20 protein-coding genes and 1 tRNA gene are annotated in these 18989 nt (G+C 38.5%); 9 read left to right on the forward strand and 12 right to left on the reverse strand.

Annotated features, from left to right (window positions below):
* Positions 1-4: 4 nt before the first annotated feature.
* Positions 5-673, reverse strand: coding sequence for a pyroglutamyl-peptidase I (locus TLET_RS06430; protein WP_012003290.1), 669 nt, complete (start codon positions 671-673; stop codon positions 5-7).
* 104 nt (positions 674-777) lie between these two features.
* Here TLET_RS06430 and TLET_RS06435 point away from each other — a divergent pair, with 104 nt between their 5' ends.
* From TLET_RS06435 to TLET_RS06450, 4 genes are read left to right on the forward strand one after another with little or no spacing between them, the layout of a single operon-like run.
* Complete coding sequence (locus TLET_RS06435) at positions 778-1083, forward strand: ArsR/SmtB family transcription factor (RefSeq protein WP_012003291.1); 306 nt, start codon at positions 778-780, stop codon at positions 1081-1083.
* A 16-nt stretch (positions 1084-1099) separates the two neighbouring features.
* Positions 1100-2188, forward strand: a complete 1089-nt coding sequence (locus TLET_RS06440; protein WP_012003292.1) for a permease — start codon at positions 1100-1102, stop codon at positions 2186-2188.
* Positions 2189-2205: 17 nt separating this feature from the next.
* Complete coding sequence (gene arsB / locus TLET_RS06445) at positions 2206-3276, forward strand: ACR3 family arsenite efflux transporter (RefSeq protein ID WP_012003293.1); 1071 nt, start codon at positions 2206-2208, stop codon at positions 3274-3276.
* 21 nt (positions 3277-3297) lie between these two features.
* Entirely contained in the window at positions 3298-3540 is a 243-nt protein-coding gene (locus TLET_RS06450; RefSeq protein ID WP_012003294.1) for a thioredoxin family protein, read from the forward strand.
* 14 nt (positions 3541-3554) lie between these two features.
* Here TLET_RS06450 and TLET_RS06455 read toward each other — a convergent pair whose 3' ends face one another.
* Both TLET_RS06455 and pulA read right to left on the reverse strand, forming a co-directional pair.
* Positions 3555-4160 (reverse strand): HAD family hydrolase, encoded by a 606-nt coding sequence (locus TLET_RS06455; RefSeq protein WP_012003295.1) that lies wholly within the window; start codon positions 4158-4160, stop codon positions 3555-3557.
* A 76-nt stretch (positions 4161-4236) separates the two neighbouring features.
* Positions 4237-6765: a type I pullulanase gene (gene pulA, locus TLET_RS06460; RefSeq protein ID WP_012003296.1), complete on the reverse strand. Its 2529-nt coding sequence runs from the start codon at positions 6763-6765 to the stop codon at positions 4237-4239.
* Positions 6766-7342: 577 nt separating this feature from the next.
* On the opposite strand from pulA, the gene TLET_RS06465 reads away from it, so the two are divergent.
* Both TLET_RS06465 and TLET_RS06470 read left to right on the forward strand, forming a co-directional pair.
* A complete protein-coding gene (locus TLET_RS06465) occupies positions 7343-8308 on the forward strand; it encodes a phospholipase C/P1 nuclease family protein (RefSeq protein ID WP_012003297.1) in 966 nt (321 codons plus the stop codon).
* 20 nt (positions 8309-8328) lie between these two features.
* The gene (locus TLET_RS06470; protein WP_012003298.1) at positions 8329-8649 is read left to right on the forward strand and encodes a YbjQ family protein; all 321 of its coding nucleotides are present in this window, start codon (positions 8329-8331) and stop codon (positions 8647-8649) included.
* Here the strand turns inward: TLET_RS06470 and lysA are convergent.
* From lysA to TLET_RS06495, 5 genes are all read right to left on the reverse strand, one after another.
* The gene (lysA, locus tag TLET_RS06475; protein WP_012003299.1) at positions 8636-9784 is read right to left on the reverse strand and encodes a diaminopimelate decarboxylase; all 1149 of its coding nucleotides are present in this window, start codon (positions 9782-9784) and stop codon (positions 8636-8638) included. The two genes, TLET_RS06470 and lysA, sit on opposite strands and share 14 nt — an antisense overlap.
* A gap of 11 nt (positions 9785-9795) precedes the next feature.
* Positions 9796-10545: an ATP-binding cassette domain-containing protein gene (locus TLET_RS06480; protein WP_012003300.1), complete on the reverse strand. Its 750-nt coding sequence runs from the start codon at positions 10543-10545 to the stop codon at positions 9796-9798.
* The gene (locus TLET_RS06485; protein WP_012003301.1) at positions 10542-11504 is read right to left on the reverse strand and encodes an ABC transporter permease; all 963 of its coding nucleotides are present in this window, start codon (positions 11502-11504) and stop codon (positions 10542-10544) included. The genes TLET_RS06480 and TLET_RS06485 overlap by 4 nt, the downstream gene beginning before the upstream one ends.
* Positions 11501-12472: an ABC transporter substrate-binding protein gene (locus TLET_RS06490; RefSeq protein WP_012003302.1), complete on the reverse strand. Its 972-nt coding sequence runs from the start codon at positions 12470-12472 to the stop codon at positions 11501-11503. The genes TLET_RS06485 and TLET_RS06490 overlap by 4 nt, the downstream gene beginning before the upstream one ends.
* 311 nt (positions 12473-12783) lie before the next feature.
* Positions 12784-13119: a carboxymuconolactone decarboxylase family protein gene (locus TLET_RS06495; protein ID WP_012003303.1), complete on the reverse strand. Its 336-nt coding sequence runs from the start codon at positions 13117-13119 to the stop codon at positions 12784-12786.
* A gap of 77 nt (positions 13120-13196) precedes the next feature.
* Here TLET_RS06495 and TLET_RS06500 point away from each other — a divergent pair.
* The 3 genes from TLET_RS06500 (at position 13197) to TLET_RS06510 (ending at position 14838) form a co-directional block, all read left to right on the forward strand.
* Positions 13197-13284 (forward strand) — tRNA-Leu (locus TLET_RS06500).
* A 140-nt stretch (positions 13285-13424) separates the two neighbouring features.
* The gene (locus TLET_RS06505; RefSeq protein WP_012003304.1) at positions 13425-14399 is read left to right on the forward strand and encodes an AfsR/SARP family transcriptional regulator; all 975 of its coding nucleotides are present in this window, start codon (positions 13425-13427) and stop codon (positions 14397-14399) included.
* A 112-nt stretch (positions 14400-14511) separates the two neighbouring features.
* Entirely contained in the window at positions 14512-14838 is a 327-nt protein-coding gene (locus TLET_RS06510; RefSeq protein WP_012003305.1) for a hypothetical protein, read from the forward strand.
* Here the strand turns inward: TLET_RS06510 and TLET_RS06515 are convergent.
* The 4 genes from TLET_RS06515 to TLET_RS06530 form a co-directional block, all read right to left on the reverse strand.
* On the reverse strand, positions 14827-16215 hold the full coding sequence (locus tag TLET_RS06515; protein WP_012003306.1) for an MATE family efflux transporter: 1389 nt from the start codon (positions 16213-16215) through the stop codon (positions 14827-14829). The genes TLET_RS06510 and TLET_RS06515 overlap by 12 nt on opposite strands.
* Before the next feature lie 79 nt (positions 16216-16294).
* Positions 16295-17071 (reverse strand): ABC transporter ATP-binding protein, encoded by a 777-nt coding sequence (locus tag TLET_RS06520; protein ID WP_012003307.1) that lies wholly within the window; start codon positions 17069-17071, stop codon positions 16295-16297.
* Positions 17064-18050 (reverse strand): FecCD family ABC transporter permease, encoded by a 987-nt coding sequence (locus tag TLET_RS06525; protein ID WP_012003308.1) that lies wholly within the window; start codon positions 18048-18050, stop codon positions 17064-17066. Before TLET_RS06525 ends, TLET_RS06520 begins: the two co-directional genes overlap by 8 nt.
* Positions 18051-18052: 2 nt before the next feature.
* Entirely contained in the window at positions 18053-18946 is an 894-nt protein-coding gene (locus TLET_RS06530; protein ID WP_012003309.1) for an ABC transporter substrate-binding protein, read from the reverse strand.
* Positions 18947-18989 lie beyond the last annotated feature (43 nt).

The raw sequence follows: 18989 nt of genomic DNA on the forward strand, positions 1-18989 counted from the left end.
TTGTTTAAAAATTTGAAATTATTTGTGTTGAGACAAAGTCAATGATTTTTTCAACCGCACGAATCTGCAAATTCAAACTCATGCTGGGTGTTCTGTATCCCGGCAAGAAAGTTTTTTCAACAACCTGCTCCGGTAAAAAAGGAAGATGTACAAATAGAGAAACAGCAGGGTTTGAATATCTTTCTGAGCAATAAAAAGAGTAGTAATTAACTGTATTACAAACATAGAGTCCTGCATGGTAAGAGATAACATTTGGAATTTTATTCCTTGACAGATATTCCGAAAGTTTTTTCAAGTTGATCTTTGTTCTGTAAGCAAGTGCGCCGTCTGGCATAATTGGTTCTTCGTTTGCAGTATATCCATCGTTGTCTGGATTTTTGCTGTCCATTAAATTCACGCCCAGTGCTTCCAAAACGATGCAGGTTCTGCTACCAGCTTGCCCAAGATGGAGAACAAAATCATAAACATTATTCTCATATTGGTTTTTCAAAACTTCTACAGACCGTTTGAAAGATACTGGCAAAAGAACAGAATCCACTGAAAATCCCGAAAAAAATTTCAACTTACCTATTTTTCGCAGAATCTTCTGACTTGGATTAATTTTTTCTCCGCCAAAAGGCTCAAATCCAGTTATAAGTATTCTCATATTTATGAGTTTAACATGAACAAACAATAACTGGCAAGTACACAGTTTTAATCAAAAATAGAATCAATTTTATTGGTTCGTAAAGCGCTTGAAAATATATTAAGTAGATACTTATATAAAGAGGTGGTTATATGAAACTTCACGAATTATTTCGAATTCTTGCAAGTCAGATCAAGCTGGAAATTCTTTCTCTGCTGTTAGAAAACGATCTCTGTGTTTGTCAAATATGTGCAATCGTTGGGACATCTCAGCCAAATATTTCTCAGCACCTGAACACGTTAAGACATCTTGGGGTTGTTGATATCAGAAAAGATGGAACTTTTATATATTATTCGCTCAACAAACAGTTTCTGAAGCAATACCCATTTTTGAAAGCAGTTCTACAATATGCAAAAAAAGATTACCAGATGTCAGTCAAAACCTGCGGTGCTAAATGAAAAGGGAGAGAGAAAAATGATGCAATTTTTTCTCATTGCTGCGGTTTTTCTGCTGTTTTATTTTGCACCATTCGATTCTCCAATAGTCAGCCAGAGTATTCTCAATGGCTTTTATCTGCTTCAGGAATATGCGCGAGAACATGTTTTACTATGTCTTGTTCCGGCATTTTTCATTGCTGGAACTATTACGGTAATGTTGAAAAAAGAATCGGTGCTCAGATTGCTTGGTCCGAATGCAAGAAAAATGATCTCTTATCCTGTTGCAGCTATATCGGGTGGGATTCTGGCAGTTTGCTCGTGCACCATCCTGCCACTTTTTGGGGGCATCTATAAAAAAGGCGCGGGAATAGGACCCGCAACAACATTTTTGTTCTCAGGGCCAGCTATAAATATCGCTGCTATATTTTTGACAGCCAGAGTCCTTGGGTGGGATTTAGGTCTGGCAAGGCTCATTTCAACAATAACAGCCGCTATACTCATAGGTCTGGTAATGGAAATCCTTTTTCAAGAAAAAGGCGAGGGAGGATTTCAGGTCTCTGAAAAAGATATAGATAGCTCAAAAGGCATTATTTTCTTTATTCTTCAGTTGGGATTCTTAATAATTAATGGAGTAGCTGTTGATAATTTAGTGAAATATTTCATAGTAATTGTACTGGGAATATCTATTTTATTAATGGCTATTCTGGGATTTGAGAAAGATAAAACAAAGCAATGGATCTTTGAAACATGGGATTTTGCAAAAAAGATTCTGCCGTATCTTTTCATTGGTGTATTCTTTGCAGGTTTATTGACAAAACTTTTGCCGCAGCAATTTGTCACGGCATTGCTCGGCAAAAACAATTTCCTGTCGAGTTTGACAGCTTCTGTAATAGGCATGTTCATGTATTTTGCAACATTGACTGAAGTACCGATAGTCCAGGCATTAATGAATCTTGGAATGGCCAAAGGTCCTACACTTTCATTACTCATGGCAGGAAATTCTTTAAGCTTGCCGAGTATGATAGTCATTACAAAGCTATTTGGCAGAAAAAAAGCGTTCACATACTTTGCGCTTGTGGTAATTTTTTCAACGGTATTTGGCATGGTATATGGCGTGCTGAAATAGAAAAAAGGAGGCAATCTATGCAAAAAAAGATGAATTTCTTTGAAAAATATCTGTCAATCTGGGTAGCTTTGTGTATTCTGGCAGGAGTATTTGTTGGAAGATTCTTCCCTGCTGTTCCTGAAACTCTCAGTAAATTTGAATATGCCCATGTTTCACTGCCCATAGCCGTACTTATATGGTTGATGATTTACCCTATGATGCTCAAAATAGATTTCACAACTATAAAAAAAGTAAAAAGAGAACCAAAAGGGCTTGTTATAACTTTAATTGTAAACTGGCTGATAAAACCATTCAGTATGTACATAATTTCATATTTTTTCTTAAAAATAGCCTTTGCAAATTTTTTGCCTGCAAGTGTCGCTGAAGAGTATATAGCTGGTGCCGTTTTACTGGGGGCTGCACCGTGTACAGCGATGGTTTTTGTCTGGAGTTATCTGACAGATGGCGACCCAGTTTATACACTGGTTCAAGTTGCGGTAAATGACATCGTTATCTTTTTTGCATTTGCACCAATTGTATCTTTTTTATTGAAAATTGGCAATGTCTCAGTGCCGTTTGACACACTTTTTTTCTCGGTTGTGATTTACGTTTTGCTTCCGCTTTTAGCTGCAATATTGACAAGAAAGCAAGTTATAAAATCAAAGGGAATGAACTATCTGAACAAAATCCTCATTCCAAAACTATCAAAAATTTCTACAATCGGTTTACTGTTGACACTTATAATCTTGTTTTCTTTCCAAGGTGAAGTGATCATGAGAAATTATCTTCACATCGCCCTAATTTCTGTGCCGCTCATAACTCAAACCTTTTTGATATTTGCCATCGGCTATCTGTGGAGCTATTTTTGGAAAGTACCGCATTCAATAGCTTCACCAGCCGCCTTAATAGGTGCAAGTAACTTTTTTGAACTATCTGTGGCTGTTGCGATATCGCTATTCGGCCTTTCTTCTGGTGCAGTGTTAGCGACAGTTGTTGGCGTACTTGTTGAAGTCCCTGTTATGCTAAGCCTTGTTTCGATATCAAATGCGACAAGAGCCGTCTTTCAAAAACATAAGATTGAATTAAAACCGCAGGAAGTAGAAGATTAATCTTGAGGAGGGAGCACGATCATGGCGAAAAAAATTGAGATTCTGGGTAAAGGCTGTGCGAGATGTAAGCAAACAGAGAAAATTGTGAGAATGGCTCTGGAAGAGCTGAATGTTGATGCTGTAATCGAAAAAGTTGAAGATATAGCTGAAATAATTGCACGAGGCGTAGTTTCAACACCTGCAATAGCTGTAAATGGAAAAATAGTGCTTTCTGGAAAAATTCCAACCTTAGAAGAGGCAAAAAAACTGATTCAAATAGGATAATTCATGCAGGACGCTCAGTCCTGCATTATCTTTAGCTCAAATAATTTTTCTTTCAATTGCCAGTGATGCGGCAGGTGTATCGTTTTAAAACCAATCTCTTGTGCCGTTTGGATATTTTCCAGTTTATCATCTATAAAAAGACTTTCCTGTGGAACAAGGTTGTATTTATTTATCAATTTAAGGTATATTTCTCTTTCTGGCTTAACGGCTTTTACATATGAAGATATTATCATTCCATCAAATAATTTGAAAAAATCATATTTTTCGTAAATCATTTTAAAATTATTCTCACTGAAATTGGAAAGAACATAAAGTTTGAAACCTTTTTCTTTGAGAATATCCAGAAGCTTTACGTTCTGTTCAATAGGAGTCAAAAGCTGGGGTGATTTTTCTTTCATATGTAAAACATACTGCGCATATTCAGCGAGTTCTTCAAGCTTTTTCTGCCAGAGTTGATCTTCTGAAATAACTCCTTTGTCCATCAGTTGCCAATCTTTGTGTTCAAATATCTCTCTGTTCAATCTATCTGCCACGTCTTTTGGAAAACGCTTCAACATGTACTCATATGGTTCCCAGTTTACAAGAACCCTGCCAAGATCAAACACGATGTTTTTGAGCATTATCTACCCTCCAGGAAAAGATTATCAGAGTTTGAATAATGAAAGTTGAAAAGCTATGAACTGTGAAGTAACAAACTCATTCCCTGTACATCACCATTGCAGATATTGGCGGAATTTCTATTGTCCCACTGAGTTTGTAGAGAAGATCTACACCAGCTCTTTCTTTATCAACGACAACATTCCATTCGCCATCGGGCAAAATCAATTCATGTTCAACGATATCTCCATTGAAGATCACCAAGATCCCTTCCCAGGGGTCATTGTTAACATGTTCATTTATTAAAAAAGCAACAACCTTCTTCGGTGATTCCAGGAAAGTTATGTGTTTTCTTATATCATCTGCCGTCCTCAATCTAAATGCAGGGTGTGATTTTCTGAGCTTTATCAATCCTTTGTGGTATTCGAAAACATCTATGAACTGCGCCTTCCTTTCATAGTCGAGCGCATTTATAGAAATTGGTGCATTGTACGAATTTTCATTGAACTGTTTGGTCCTGCAAAAATCCTGGCCTGCGTGAAAGAAAGGAACACCCTGTGAAGTGAGTAATATAGCTGCTGCAAGTTTTTGAGCTGACTTTAATTCTTCTTCACTCCATTCCCTTCTGTCAGATTTTGCCGCCAGAACATTTTTATCCCAGAGTGTGTGATTATCATGACATGCAACATAGTTGATAGTTTGTTCTGGACTGTAAGCAAAATCAGCAATCAACTTGTTGTCATAGTTAATACTCCCAACCACTCCTCTTTTGATCTTGATTTCTTTCCCCACAGAGCCCATAACAAACCCTTTTGCTTTTGGATCAAAAACAGAGCCCCTTATACCGTCTCTTATTCCATCGTTGAATACAGCTATTCTCAAATCGAGAAGTTGTGATTTTCCAAACCTTGGTTGAACCCCCCAGCCTCCCCACGGTTCGCCATATATAATCACGCTTGGATTAATCTGTCTTAAAGTCTTTTCAACCATTGCCATGGTTTTTCGGTCTATAAGTCCCATCTGATCAAACCTAAATCCATCTACATGATATTCTTTAGCCCAGTGAACGACTGTATCAAGAATATATCTTCTCATCATGAGCCTTTCGCTGTTTGTTGTATTGCCACAACTACTTTCATTCAGGTATTGCCCCATTTTTCCAAGCCTGTAATAGTAATATGGGACTGCCTGATCAAAAACAGAAAATTCTCCCACACCATAAGTGTGTGGAAAAACTACATCCATTATCACACCTATACCATTTTTGTGAAATGTCTGAACCATTTTCTTTACTTCATAGATTCTTGTCTTTGGATTTGATGGATCTGAGCTGTAGCAGCCTTCTGGTACCATGTAATGATAAGGATCATACCCCCAGTTGTACTGATTTTCGAAGTCTCTTTTCACTTCATCACCAGTGTAAAAATCGTAGATTGGCAAAATATGTACATGTGTTACACCAAGTTCTTTTATATGTTCAAGCCCTGTTGTAACGCCATTTGGACCGATTGTGCCTTCTTCTATCAAACCAAGATAAGACGATTTGTTTTTCACATTACTCGTCCAGGAGCCTGTCATATCTGCTATGTGTATTTCATAGATTATTGCATCAACATAAGAATCAAGTTTTACGTAACTATCCTGTTGCCAATCTTCTGGATCTGCCTTTCTCATGTCGACGATCGCGCCGAATTTTCCCTGTAAAGACAGCGCCTTGGCATATGGGTCTACCCCTTCTCTGATTTTGCCGTAACTTTCGTATCGATATCTGTAAAACCATCCATCTAAATCTTTATCAAGTCTTGTATACCAAACACCTTTTTCATTTCTTTGCATATCAACAACAAATGCTGGCTGATCCTGCTCACTTGTCTGATACAATAGCAACTTGACAGATTTGCTGACCGGAGTCCATACATAAAACTCTGTGTATTGCGGTGTATAAAAAGTTCCCAGAGGGCCATCGTAGTAAAGCTCGTCCAAAACTTCTACCGCATAAACCCTTGATTTCTTAAAACCATCTATCTGTAGAAAAATATCTCTTGAGAGGTCTTCTTCCTTCAAAGGTTGGGAAAGTTTTATTCTGAAGTAATTTGTCCTGGTTATATCTGTTGGGTCGACTTTTTCCAGACTGCTAATGGATACTGTCTGCTCATCTATGCCGACAACTATTTTGTCAAGATAAGTATTCAGATCAATTGCATCTGTTGTGTAAACCTCTATTGTTGAAAAATCTACCAATTTTGCAAAAAATACTCTTGGGCTTGTGTCTGGTTTGCTGGTGTATATTTCTTCAACATTCTGGAGAATCCAAACTTCTTCCTCGTTATCTTTTATATTTATAAATCTATCTTTTGCCACATCTTTCTCCTCCCACTCTCTTAACCTAATGATTATACCAACTTTTGTCGAATTCATGGGTAGAGTAATAACAGCTTTCAGACCAAAATCATCTTTTTCGGTGAAATTATAAGCTCTGCCTTCCTGGAAAATTGGCTCAACAGGCCATATCCACAAATTCCAGCCTTCGTAGTTACCGTCAAACCTGTGGTAATGCACAATAACTGTTGTAGAAGCAAAAATTACAGCAGAAAGAATTACAATGATGAAAAATAAAGATTTCTTCATATCTCGATGCCCCCAGGTAATTATAATCTCATTTGATTAAAGATTCTGCAGTTCACCTCCATCTTCTTAAGGATGAATAGCAGTTGATAAATATCTGGTTCGGTATACGATAAATAAGAGCAGGGCGGGAACAGTCCGAATTCATGTCTGTGGAGATTGGAGCTAATTGGAAACACAGCCCCGGTAGCAAACCCGGTCGATGAAGTCTTTAGGTGGGTGGTAAGTTCACTGGCAGCACCATGAAGAATATTTCCTTCGATAGCCTCGATATCAACGTTATATCTTTTGTGCCTATGTAAATGGTGTATAAGAATTGCGGGTAGAATGAAATCTTACAATCCATTTTTGCATCACAATGGAAATATATAGCCACATCCAATCTACAATCATAAGAACCAGATACATAAAAATCAATTATAGATTGCACGAGCTTTACTCTGGTATTGATAGCCCGATCCCTTTTTGATATCCTGTTCACCACAGCTTTGGTCTATCGGTAGTACATTTATCATAAAAATGTACTTTGAAAAACTCAGTTGTGAAATTCATGATACACTATTTGCAAGGGGGATTTATTATGAAAAAGCTGTGGCTGATTTTTCTATTAATAACTTCTATTGTTTTTTCGTGGTCTGCACATGAAGTTCTGACATATCTGATTGTGAAAGATTTCTTACCAAATTCAGATGAAAAGATTGCCATCACATCATATTCGTATCAGGAAGACCGTGTTTATAACACAGATTACCTTAAACTTGACGATTACTGTGGCCAGTTCATAAACACTTTTGTTCCAGAAGATGCCATTTTTTATCCTCCAGATCCAAAGCCAGTTAATAAAGAGGTTTTCATCTGGCAAGTTCTCACAGTATACTCTGTTGAACCAGATCTTGGCATGGATGAAGGATTAAACCTTTCCCCTTTGCAATCTATAATTGGAAACAGTCAGGGCGTCAGACATATGAAATATAAGTTATTGATTCTGGATTTCTTTGAAGGTAGTCAAAGTTTTTACTATTTTGTGGATATGTCACGGAAAGCCTTTAAAAATGGTGATAGATACTGGGGATATAGATTCCTGGCGAGAGCGCTCCATTATCTGGAAGATCTTTCAATGCCATTTCACAATTCACCAGCAACCTTCTTGGACACATTGAAAGCCCTTTCAGATAAACAGATGGCTCAGTTTTTGACAAACCTTCATTATTCTTATGATGATTATCTGGCATATTTGTTATACAACGCCGATGAAAAAACCGTTGAGGCTATCATTAGTGCCCCTGTGGAAAAATCTAGATCTTTGAGGCAGCTCATTCAAAAGGTTCGTCTGCTTGGCTTGAACAATATAAACACTGTGAGTAACGAAATGAAGAGAAATTTTGAAGAAGAGCTCAAAGTCAGAATTTTGAATTTTGACGATTTCAAATTCAGAAAAGACGAACTCTATACTTTAAAGCAAACGACCGTTGAAATAATTTCCCGTTTTTCTTCAATTGCGAGAGGATTTCTGATTGATTTTTTGAAAGAGGTTGGAGAAATTTAAACAAATAGGAGGGGATCAATTTGGTTCTTGCAACAACAGAACAAATAGCAGGTTATGAGATAATTGAGACATTGGGTATCGTTCTGGGTAATACAGTGCATTCCAAGCACCTTGGAAAAGATATCGCAGCTGCTTTCAAAACATTGGCAGGCGGGGAAATCAGATCTTACACAGAGCTTCTCACAGAGGCGAGAAATATAGCGATTCAAAGAATGATCGCTGAGGCGGAAAAACTCGGTGCTGATGCAATAGTTGGCATAAAATTTGGAAGTTCATCAGTAATGCAATCTGCAGCCGAGGTACTCGCTTATGGAACAGCAGTGAAAATCAAGAAGATTTGATGAATTTTTCTCCGTCCCAGATAACCTCTATCGGTTTTGGGATAAGATTATATTCCGATGCCATTGCAAAACCATATGCGCCAACGTCGCATATAGTTATTAATTCGCCTTCAGCGGGTTCTGGTAATTTGTATTCTTTTCTGAGAACATCAGAACTTTCGCAAGCTGGTCCAACAATATCTGCTACAATCATTTTTCTGTCATTTGATGGATACAGAGGTATTATTTTGTGTTTTGCACCATACAAAGCTGGCCTTATCAAATGAGTCATACCTGTGTCGACAACAACAAAAATTTTATATCTGGTTTTTTTAACATATTCCACTTTTGAAATTAAATAACCAGCAGGTGCAGTGATCCATCTACCAAGTTCGAAAATAACAGTTTTCATAGTTTTTTTCAGTAAAGGTAGAATCTTATTTCTGTATTCGTTCAGGTCTAAGAATTTTCCGTCTCCGTAATCAATACCCCATCCTCCGCCGAGATTCAAAATCTCTATTTCGATGCCTGTTTTTTCTATAAAATCTATTAATGATGTAATAGCCTCTAAATATGGTTGAATCTCCGTTATCTGAGAACCAATATGGCAGTGAAAACCTATGAGTTTTAAATATTTGTTTTTTTCAATCCTGCGTATCATTGCCGCAGCAGTGTCAAAATCCACACCAAATTTGTTTTCTTTAAGACCAGTTGAAATATGTGGGTGAGTTTTCGCATCAACATCAGGGTTTACTCTTATAGAAATATTTGTTTGTGAATCTATGATCTTTTCAAGCCTCAGTAACTCTTCGTAGCTGTCAAGGTTTATGGAAAAAACGCCGTTGTTGACATAAGTTTTAAGTTGATCGACTTTTTTGCAATTTCCATTCACAATAATTCTATCTGGAGCAAATCCAATCGAACGTGCATGCAAATATTCCCCATAAGAGACAACATCGATCATTAATCCAAAATTGTTGAGAGTTTTTAAAAGATCTCTATTGAAATTCGCTTTCATTGCATAGGCAATGCGAAAATCGAGATCGAAAAAAAGATCTTTCAGAGAAGTTATTCTTTTTATGATGAAGGGTAAATCATATACATATAAGGGCGTTCCATAGATATCTGCTGCCTGTTTAAGAAGATCAGTCTGCAAAATTATTCACCTCATCCAGTAGTTGTCAACATCGTAGATCTTATCATAGCTTTCAGTTGAGATGCAATAACTTTTTGTTTCGACTTATCAATTTTTGCACATATCTTTCCTTCCTCCATGATCAAGACAGCTGTACCAAACTGCTCGGCAAGATTCATATCATGAGTAATCATAATTATTGTTGTGCCAAGCTCTCTGTTTATTCTTTCAGTTAACTCCATTATCTTTTCTGTGCTTTTTGGATCAAGTGCTGCCGTATGTTCGTCGAGAAGTAGCAACTTTGGATTCGATGAAACAGCCATAACCATTGCCAGAGCCTGCTTCTGCCCACCAGAGAGTTTTGAAGCCTTTCTTTTCAAATCTTTTTCAAGCCCCATCTCGGTAGATGCCAGCAATTCAAGGCTTTGCCGATCTATTTTTCCAAAACCAAATCCTCGCAAACCTTTTCTGCGGGATAGAATTAAATTTTCTTCAACAGTTAAATTTGGAAAAACGCCCTGATTTGGATCTTGGCAAACAATGCTCGTCATCTTGAAAGTTTTTTCTGGCTTTACAAATCTGCCAGCAACTTTGCATATCCCTTTGAAAGGTTTCACGTCGCCAACAAGTAATTTGAGTAAAGTCGATTTTCCCGCACCGTTTGATCCTACTACAACCAGGAATTCTCCTTCATACACCTTTAAAGAAATATCGTGCAGAGCCAATTTTTCATCAACAGTGCCTTTATTATAGATGACCGTAACACTATCTATTTCTATCATACCGTCACCTCACTTTTTTTGAACCTTCTCACGGCAATCACAGCTATTACAAACAATGCAGTTAATAACTTCATGTCACTTGGCTTGAACCCTATGCGGTAACCGTACTTCATCGCTAAACTCAGTAAAATCTGGTACAATAATGCCCCAATTACAGGAAACAAAATCCCATACATAAACTCGAATCTCCCGAAAATTATTTCTCCCAAGATGACAGCAGCGAGGCAAACCACAACCGTACCTATTCCCATGTTCACGTCCGCAAATCCGCTGTACATAGAAAATAGAGCACCTGAAAGCCCCGTGAAAATGTTACCGGTTATCAGACCAACATATGCAAACAGGTCTGGATTTACTCCCAGTACTTTAACAGCAAACCTATTTTTTCCATAACCGCGAAACATCATACCAAATTCTGTCCTTAAAAAAAGCCAGCTAACAAAAACTAAAACAAGGACAATCGCGGCTATAATAAGTAAATCGTGTCCATCGGCGGCATTTGTGAAGGGAATCTTTACTGCTTTTAACCCTGTCCCCTCGAATTTGATATCTGCACCAGCGCCAAGAATATCGTCAAGTGGTGTTTTTCCAACGACCTGCTCATAACTCATAACTTTTCCCGTATCAAATTTTGGTACCGGTAAATTAGGAGCGTTCATAACCCTTATGCTCAGAGAATACAGACCTGTCATGACCATAATAGAGGCAAGGAGCGAATTTATTTTGAATCTCGTGGTTATAAATGCAACAACAACACCTGCTGCGCCAGCGGAAAGCGCAGCAATTATTGTTGAGAAAACCCACCCATGGCCGGCATGAAGAAGGACAACCGCAACGGCTCCCCCAAGAACGTAGGAACCGTCGGGCGTCAGATCTGGAAGATCAACAAGGCGGAATGATATATATACACCCATGGCGGCCAAAGATAACAAAAGTCCCTGCTCAATTATCGGTATCATTTCTGCACCTCTTGACCTTTTTCAACAAGAATATCTGCTCTTTCAACAAGATCTGCAGGTATCTGTACACCAAGTTTTTGAGCAAGATCGAGGTTTATATAAAGCAACAATGACTCCGGCCCGACAACATGAGATTCAAGATCTTGCGGGTTAGCCCCTTTGAGCAGTTCTACCAGAAGCCGACCTGTCTCAACACCAACCTGAAAATAGTTGAAACCAAACCCTATGACACCTCCTCCACGAGCTATATCTATGTCGGCAGCCACTATCGGCTTGCCCAGTCTTAGAGCCACATTACCAATCGCTTCGATAGAAGATGCCGCTGTATTATCTGTTCCTATGTACAGAACATCAACATCAGGACCTATGCTGTTCAATGCGCTGATCATCTCACTTGGTGATGTTCCAGGAATGTCGATTATGGTCAGTTCAAGAGATAGTGCAGAAGATTTCGCAATATTGGTAAGCGTCACTGAATTTGGTTCTCCAGGATTATAGATAACACCTATCTTTTTTGCAACCGGAAATACCTTTTTAATTAATTTTAAATGCGTACTGACTGGAACCATATCGGATATTCCAACCACATTTGAATCATTTCTGCCAAGTTGCTTTATTAACCCTGCCCCAACAGGATCTGTCACTGCTGCAAATACAACGGGTCTATCGCTTATAGCTTGAACACATGCCTGAGCTGAGGGAGTTGCTATCGCCACAATGAAATCCATTTTTTCAGTGGCAAATTTTCTGGCTATAGCTACAGCATTTTGCATATTTCCTTGAGCATTCTGCCTATCTACAATAACATCCTGGCCCACCTTAAAACCTGCATCCTCAATTGCTTTGACGACACCATCAAAAACTGCATTCAAAGCTGGATGATCGACGATCTGTGTTATGCCTACTTTTACCACAGATAAACAGATGACTGAAAGGAAAACAATTATGGCGGAAACCCACTTTTTCATACCCCAACACCTCCAGAGAAAGTTTTTAAAAAAAGAGGGCATCCTTTCTGGATGCCCTCTTCTTTTTATTAAGATTCCCCCTGTTTATGTAGCAAGTGGCATCAGGGGAATCTGAGAAGAGGGCATTCCCCTAAACCACCAATAAGCGTATGCAAATGCAACTACCTTTCTACCTTTGAATCTACTCATCGGTTATCCTCCAAAAAGATTATTTTTAATGTATAATATCAAAAGTACAAAAGTTTGTCAAGATACTCCAGTGGTTAATAGTCAAAATTCGGTATATTAACCCCCTTTCGGGGGTTTAAATTTCACGCAAGAAACTCCAGAGCTGCTTGATAAGCCTTCAAGGCATACATCAACGCAGGACCTCCGCCCATGCACACTGCTACTTTGATTGTATCAAGTATATCTTGTTCGTCAGCCCCAGCTTTAACGGCAGCTTCAGCGTGCCAGACAATGCACGGCTCGCACCTTACTGCGATAGCTATACCCAAAGAAATTAACTCCTTGGTTTTTGTATCCAGCTTTTTTGGACTTTCCGCCGTGTGAACATATTTGGTAAACTCACCTAACTCTGGAGCCTTTCCAACGAGGTTCTGAAGCTGGCTCCTAAGTTCTTCAATTTTTTTCTTCATTTCCGCCATTTTATATACCTCCTTTGTTTTTATTATACACTCTATCTTGCTATAAATAAAAATGTATGATAAAATTTTTCATGGCTGCCGAGGTGGCGGAACTGGCAGACGCGACTGACTCAAAATCAGTTGAGGGATGACCTCGTGCGGGTTCAACTCCCGCCCTCGGCACCAGTTTTTTCTTCTTAACTTCCTACGACTTTAATCCTGCAAAATCCAATTCTTCATTAAGATATGTTTTTTCCGTGGTATAATAAAAAAACAATCAAAATAAAATCATATAACAAAATTCAAATTAAGAAGGGAGGGGAAAAATGCAAATTAAGACGCTTGGGGGGTTCTCTATAATCTCAGAACGCGAAAGAATAAATCTTTCCAAAATTAGATCTCGCAAAGCAAGGGATCTCTTGAAATATTTAGTTGCATTTCGCCGTAAACCGATCCACATAGAAATTCTATGCGATCTTTTCTGGCGGGATATGGATCAAAAATACGCGAGGATAAACTTGCAGAGTACTATTTACATGCTTAGATCTATTGTCGGCAAAAATAAAATAGTGTTCCATGATAACACCTATTGTTTTGATCCAAAAAATGAAATAGTTGTAGATGCTGACGAATTTGAAAAATTTATTCAAATGGCATTGAATTCAAAAGATCTTTCTGAACGAAAAACTCTGCTTGAGAAAGCTTTGGACCTCTACAAAGGGGATTTCATGGCGGAAAATTTGTACGAAGATTGGACACTCCAATTCAGAGAGCACTACAGAGATCTTTTTGTCAAAGGTTTGTTAGAGCTGGGGAAAATATATCTTGAGGAAGGACATCCACATAATGTGATAGAATTGTCTAAATCTGCTCTGATTCAAGATCCATTGAACGAAGAAGCTGTTCTTCTCTTGATAAAAGCATACATAAAAAACAACAACCTTTCTGACGCTGTGAAAGTTTATAAAGAATTCTCTGCTATCCTCGAAAAAGAACTACAGATAAAACCTTCTAAAGAGCTTACTCAGCTTTATGGGCAAATTGTATCAGGAAACCTGGATAACAAATGGCTAATTGTTGTGGAGGGGACTGATAGCCTCATAAACAAAAACGATCTATTAAACGATCTGAAAAAGGCTGTCAGGGATACTGACGAGATTGTATTTCTTTGTGAAAACAAAGTAGGGATTTTCTTAAAAGGTATTCCAAAGGCGGCTGCAAAAAATATCTACGGAAGAATTACAAATATTCTCGATAAATGCTCTGTTCAGACAAGAATATCATTTCGAGAAGCTCGGTGAGCGTTCAAATTTCACTGAATTTTTAATGTTTATTAAATGAATTTTCAGAGATGGGTGTCACAATTGTACTTGTGTTTATATACTCTCAATTTATCTTCAGGTGGGGATTGATGTGGCTTACAAATTCAGGTGTCTCAAGTGTGGTGAAATAACTTATTCTGCAGCTTCCCTGGAGTATCAGAAAAACAAAAATTGCCATAGATGTGGAGGAAAGATTATACAGATCTATCCACCTATGAAACTTGGAGAGATCTTACTTCAACTCGATGCAATTACCCAGGAAGAGCTGGAGCAGGCGCTCGCAATTCAAAGAAGAATGCTTACAAGGGCAGCTATTGGTAAAATCCTCCTGCGTTTACAGCTTGTAGGTCAGTCAGATCTCGAAAATGCTCTGAAAATACAGAGAGAAATGATGAGCGGCCACAGTTTACAGGGTTAATTTTTTCTCATTATGAAATGATCTTTTAATTTCTTTTACTATAGCCCTCCCCCAGCTAAAAGTTATAATTGCAGAAGTAGCATTCCCGAGAACTATCCCCCACCATACACCGTTCAATCCTGTTTGAAGAAAGAATACAAAAAACCACGAAAAAACCAGTTGCATAACGATCGTTCTCATTACTGTCACCAGTAAGCTTTTACCTCCGTGCCCTATTCCTTGAAACATCGATGATGTGAACATGCCAAATGGAACTCCGGGAAGAAATAGACTCATTATTCTCAAAGAAACGACAAGATCACCGTACAAAGCCGATCCATCATCAGAATATGTAAACACCAGAGCAATATACGGTGCCAATCCAGCAATAGCAAACATAACAAAAAGACCGATGAAAAATCCAAATTTTACGGCGAACAAATGCGCTATATCCAGTTTATTTCCATCTCTTTCACCATAAGCAGCTCCTGTTACAGAAGTTACTGCCATAGCAATACCAATTAACGGGACAGTACCAAAATTTATCACACGCCATCCACTTGTGAAAACCGCCACACCGTAATCTCCACCAGCTCTAATTGCAAACACATTTAAAACAAAGACAGCAACAGACATTGATATTTGCGCAAGCGAGGCTGGTATGCCTATTTTGAGTATATCTCTAAGTATGTGGGAATCATATGAAAAATCTCTGATCTTCAGAGAAACATAAGTACTTTTTTTAAAGAAAAGCCAGTAAGATATCAAAACCGATGAAATAGCTATAGACAAAACCGTGGCATACGCAGCTCCTCCAACACCAAGTTTGAAAACATATATAAACAATGGATCAAGAATTATGTTCAAAACAGAACCTATAGTTATAGCGTACATCGCTCTTTTGGCATCTCCTTCTCCTCTAAGGATGCCATTCGCTACGTTGTTGAACATCATCAAAGTTGTTGAGAATAAGAGCACTTTTGCATACTCCAAGCACAGCTGCAATGTTTCGCCACTGGCTCCTATCAACCGAAGAACAGGTCCAACTACAAATAGTGAAACAACTGTTGATATAACCCCTATAATCAAAGAAAGTATTAGAGAAATCATCGCAGCTGCATCTGCTCCAGGTTTGTCTTTCTGCCCAATTTTTCTGGCTACAACCGAGCTTGCCCCCACGCCTATTCCCGCTGCCAAGGAAAGAATAACCATAAATATGGGGAAAAATAGCCCAATCGCTGCAAGAGGCTTTGGACCAAGCCCCGCCACCCACACACCGTCAGCAAGGTTGTAAACAGTCTGAACAAGCATCGCAAGCATCATTGGCAACGACAATTTGATTATTGCTCTCTTTGGATTACCCCTCAAAATCCTTGTGCCTCTGGTTTCTACTTCCACAAATCAGCCTCTCCCTGTGTGTTTTTTGTTTCGATAGATTATACCAAAAAAAGTTCTTAGAGCGTACAAAATAGATATATCAGTACACCACAATGAGTTTTCCTGTTTCGGGATTTTTTATTACATGAAATTTGGTATCATAAATTAATTCGAGAGTTTTTTCGGTGATAATTTTTTCGGGCGGGCCATCAAAGAGGATTTTACCACTTTTCATAAATACTATCCTGGTGCATAGTTCAGATGCTATATTCACATCATGAAAAGCGGCAATTATTGTTTTTCCTTCTTTATGAAGATGGGCCAAGACGTTTTTAATTTCTACCACATGCCCCGGGTCCAAGTGTGCTGTTGGTTCATCAAGTAAAATCACAGGTGTATTCTGCGCAAGTATTCTTGCCATCGCAACACGTTTTTGCTCTCCGGTACTGAGACTATGGAAAGATCTTTCAATAAATCTCTCTGCATCAACTTTTCTCAGAGCTTCCTTCACCGCCTCAAGATCTTTATCTGTCCACGTGGAGAAAAATGTTTTTGCGTATGGCAATCGGCCACTTAAAACAATTTGTTTGACTGTATAATCATAAATAGGTATGAAATCCTGTGTAACAAATCCAACGATTTTCGCAAGCTTTTTTCTTCCTATTTTCAAAGGATTCATCCCGCATACCTTAACCTCACCATCAGAAACAGGAAACAATCCGGCTATTATTCTGAGCATTGTTGTCTTTCCAGATCCATTTGGTCCAAGTAATCCAACAAATTCTCCGTGTTCAACAAAAAGTGTTGTACCATTTAAAACAAGACTCTGTTTTGAATTGTATCGGAAACTAACCGATTTCAATGCTACATCAACCATTTGAGCCACTCCTTTTGAGTATAGTAAACATAACAGGTGCTCCTACAAATGCAGTTATGACACCTATTGGTAGCTCAGACGGTCTAACAATCGAACGCGCGAAGGCATCACATACGCAAAGAAATATTCCTCCTGTTAAAGCACTGGAGATTATCAGAGTTTTGTGCTCGCTTCCAAAAATCCTTCGTGTCATATGAGGTGTTATCAACCCAACAAAACCAATGACACCCGTTACAGAAACTATGGCTGCAGTGGTGAAGCTTCCCGCGATATAGATTAAAAATTTTACAAATTCAACATTCACCCCAGAAATCTTCGCCTGCGTTTCGCCAAGGGATATAACATTCAATTGTTCAGATAATCCCACAGACAGAAAAATAAACAGAGCTGTTGCCATCAATGGTACAGGTAAATCATCCCAGCCAGTTCCCGACAGAGTACCAAAAAGCCATACATACGCATGTGTTATATTTTTCCTTACAAGCATAAGTAACATTACAGTTGCCGAGCTAAAAAGAATACTTATCAAAACACCACTTAGAATCAAATCCGTTATCGGTGTGGTCCCATTTCTGCGAGAAAGAACTATGGTCATAATAGCAGCAAACAAAGCGAAGACAAAACTGATCAACGGTGTTTTATAGATCAAAGAAATACTGTACGCATCGGCGAGAAAAATTGATAATACTGCTCCAAAAGAAGCGCCGGAGGAGACACCAAGGAGATATGGATCAACCAGTGGGTTTCTGAGTAATCCCTGAAACGCACCTCCAACAGCAGCCAACCCTGCCCCGGCTACTATTGAAAGCAACACTCTCGGAAACCTTATGTTCCAGATGATTTGTTTCCATTCACTATCTGCCGTGAAAAAAGATTTAATTGTTTCACGAAACGGTATATGGACTCCTCCAAACATCGTTGAAACGATTGCAACGAATAAAAGTAGAATTATTGCCGAAAATATTTTAAAAATTTTCAAAATCAGCTACCTCCGTAAAAATCAATATATATTTGCTCAATAAATTCTACAAGTTGAGGAACTGGCATGCTCAAAAGATTTCCATCGTAAACATAGATTCTTTCATTTTTCACCGCTTTTACAGATTTAAAAGGCGAGTAAGACATGATTTTTTCTTTCACCTGATCTTCTGCACCGGGTACATAGTTTGCAACAATAAAAACATCTGGATCCTGTGAAACTATGTACTCTATAGATATAGGCAGGAAACCATTCGGCCCTGTAAAACCAGCGGCAATATTAATTCCACCAGCAAGTGTTATCAAATCATTCAGATATGATCCCTGGCCGCAGGTCCATATTTCTCGAATTTCTGGCCCTGGAGTATCCATGAGGTAAGCAACCTTTACTCGTTTCTCAACCGGTATGCCATAAGCTTTCTTTGCCAGAGAAAGATATTTGTTTTCAAGTTCTTTTGATAGTTTTCTGGCTTTTTCCACTTCACCAAGAACATTTCCAACCAGGATCAGATCATTCAATATTTGCTGAACAGTATTAGCATTTAAAACCACAGCTGTTATGTTCTGTTCTTCAAGCTTTGTAACTTCTGGAAGTTGAAAACCTCCAAAAATCAAAACGATATCTGGCTTTAAGCTGAGGATTTTCTCCACATTCAATGGTACAAGGTCCCCTATTCTCTCGGCTTCAAAATCATCCCAATTTGTGACACCAACTATTTTGTCAGAAAGCCCCAGATATTGCACGAATTTCGTTGCAGATGGGGCTGCGGAAATTATCCTTTCGGGTTTCGATTGAATTGTTACGATTCTCCCAGCATCATCAACAACACTTATTGGGTAGGCTAAAACAAAAGCTACTATGAGCAAAACAAGAATCACACTTAACAGTTTTCTCATAACCTTACCTCCCTGTTTGCAAAATTTTTCACCACTTTCCCGG

This window comes from Pseudothermotoga lettingae TMO (assembly GCF_000017865.1).
GTDB classification, from domain to species: Bacteria; Thermotogota; Thermotogae; order Thermotogales; family DSM-5069; genus Pseudothermotoga_B; species Pseudothermotoga_B elfii.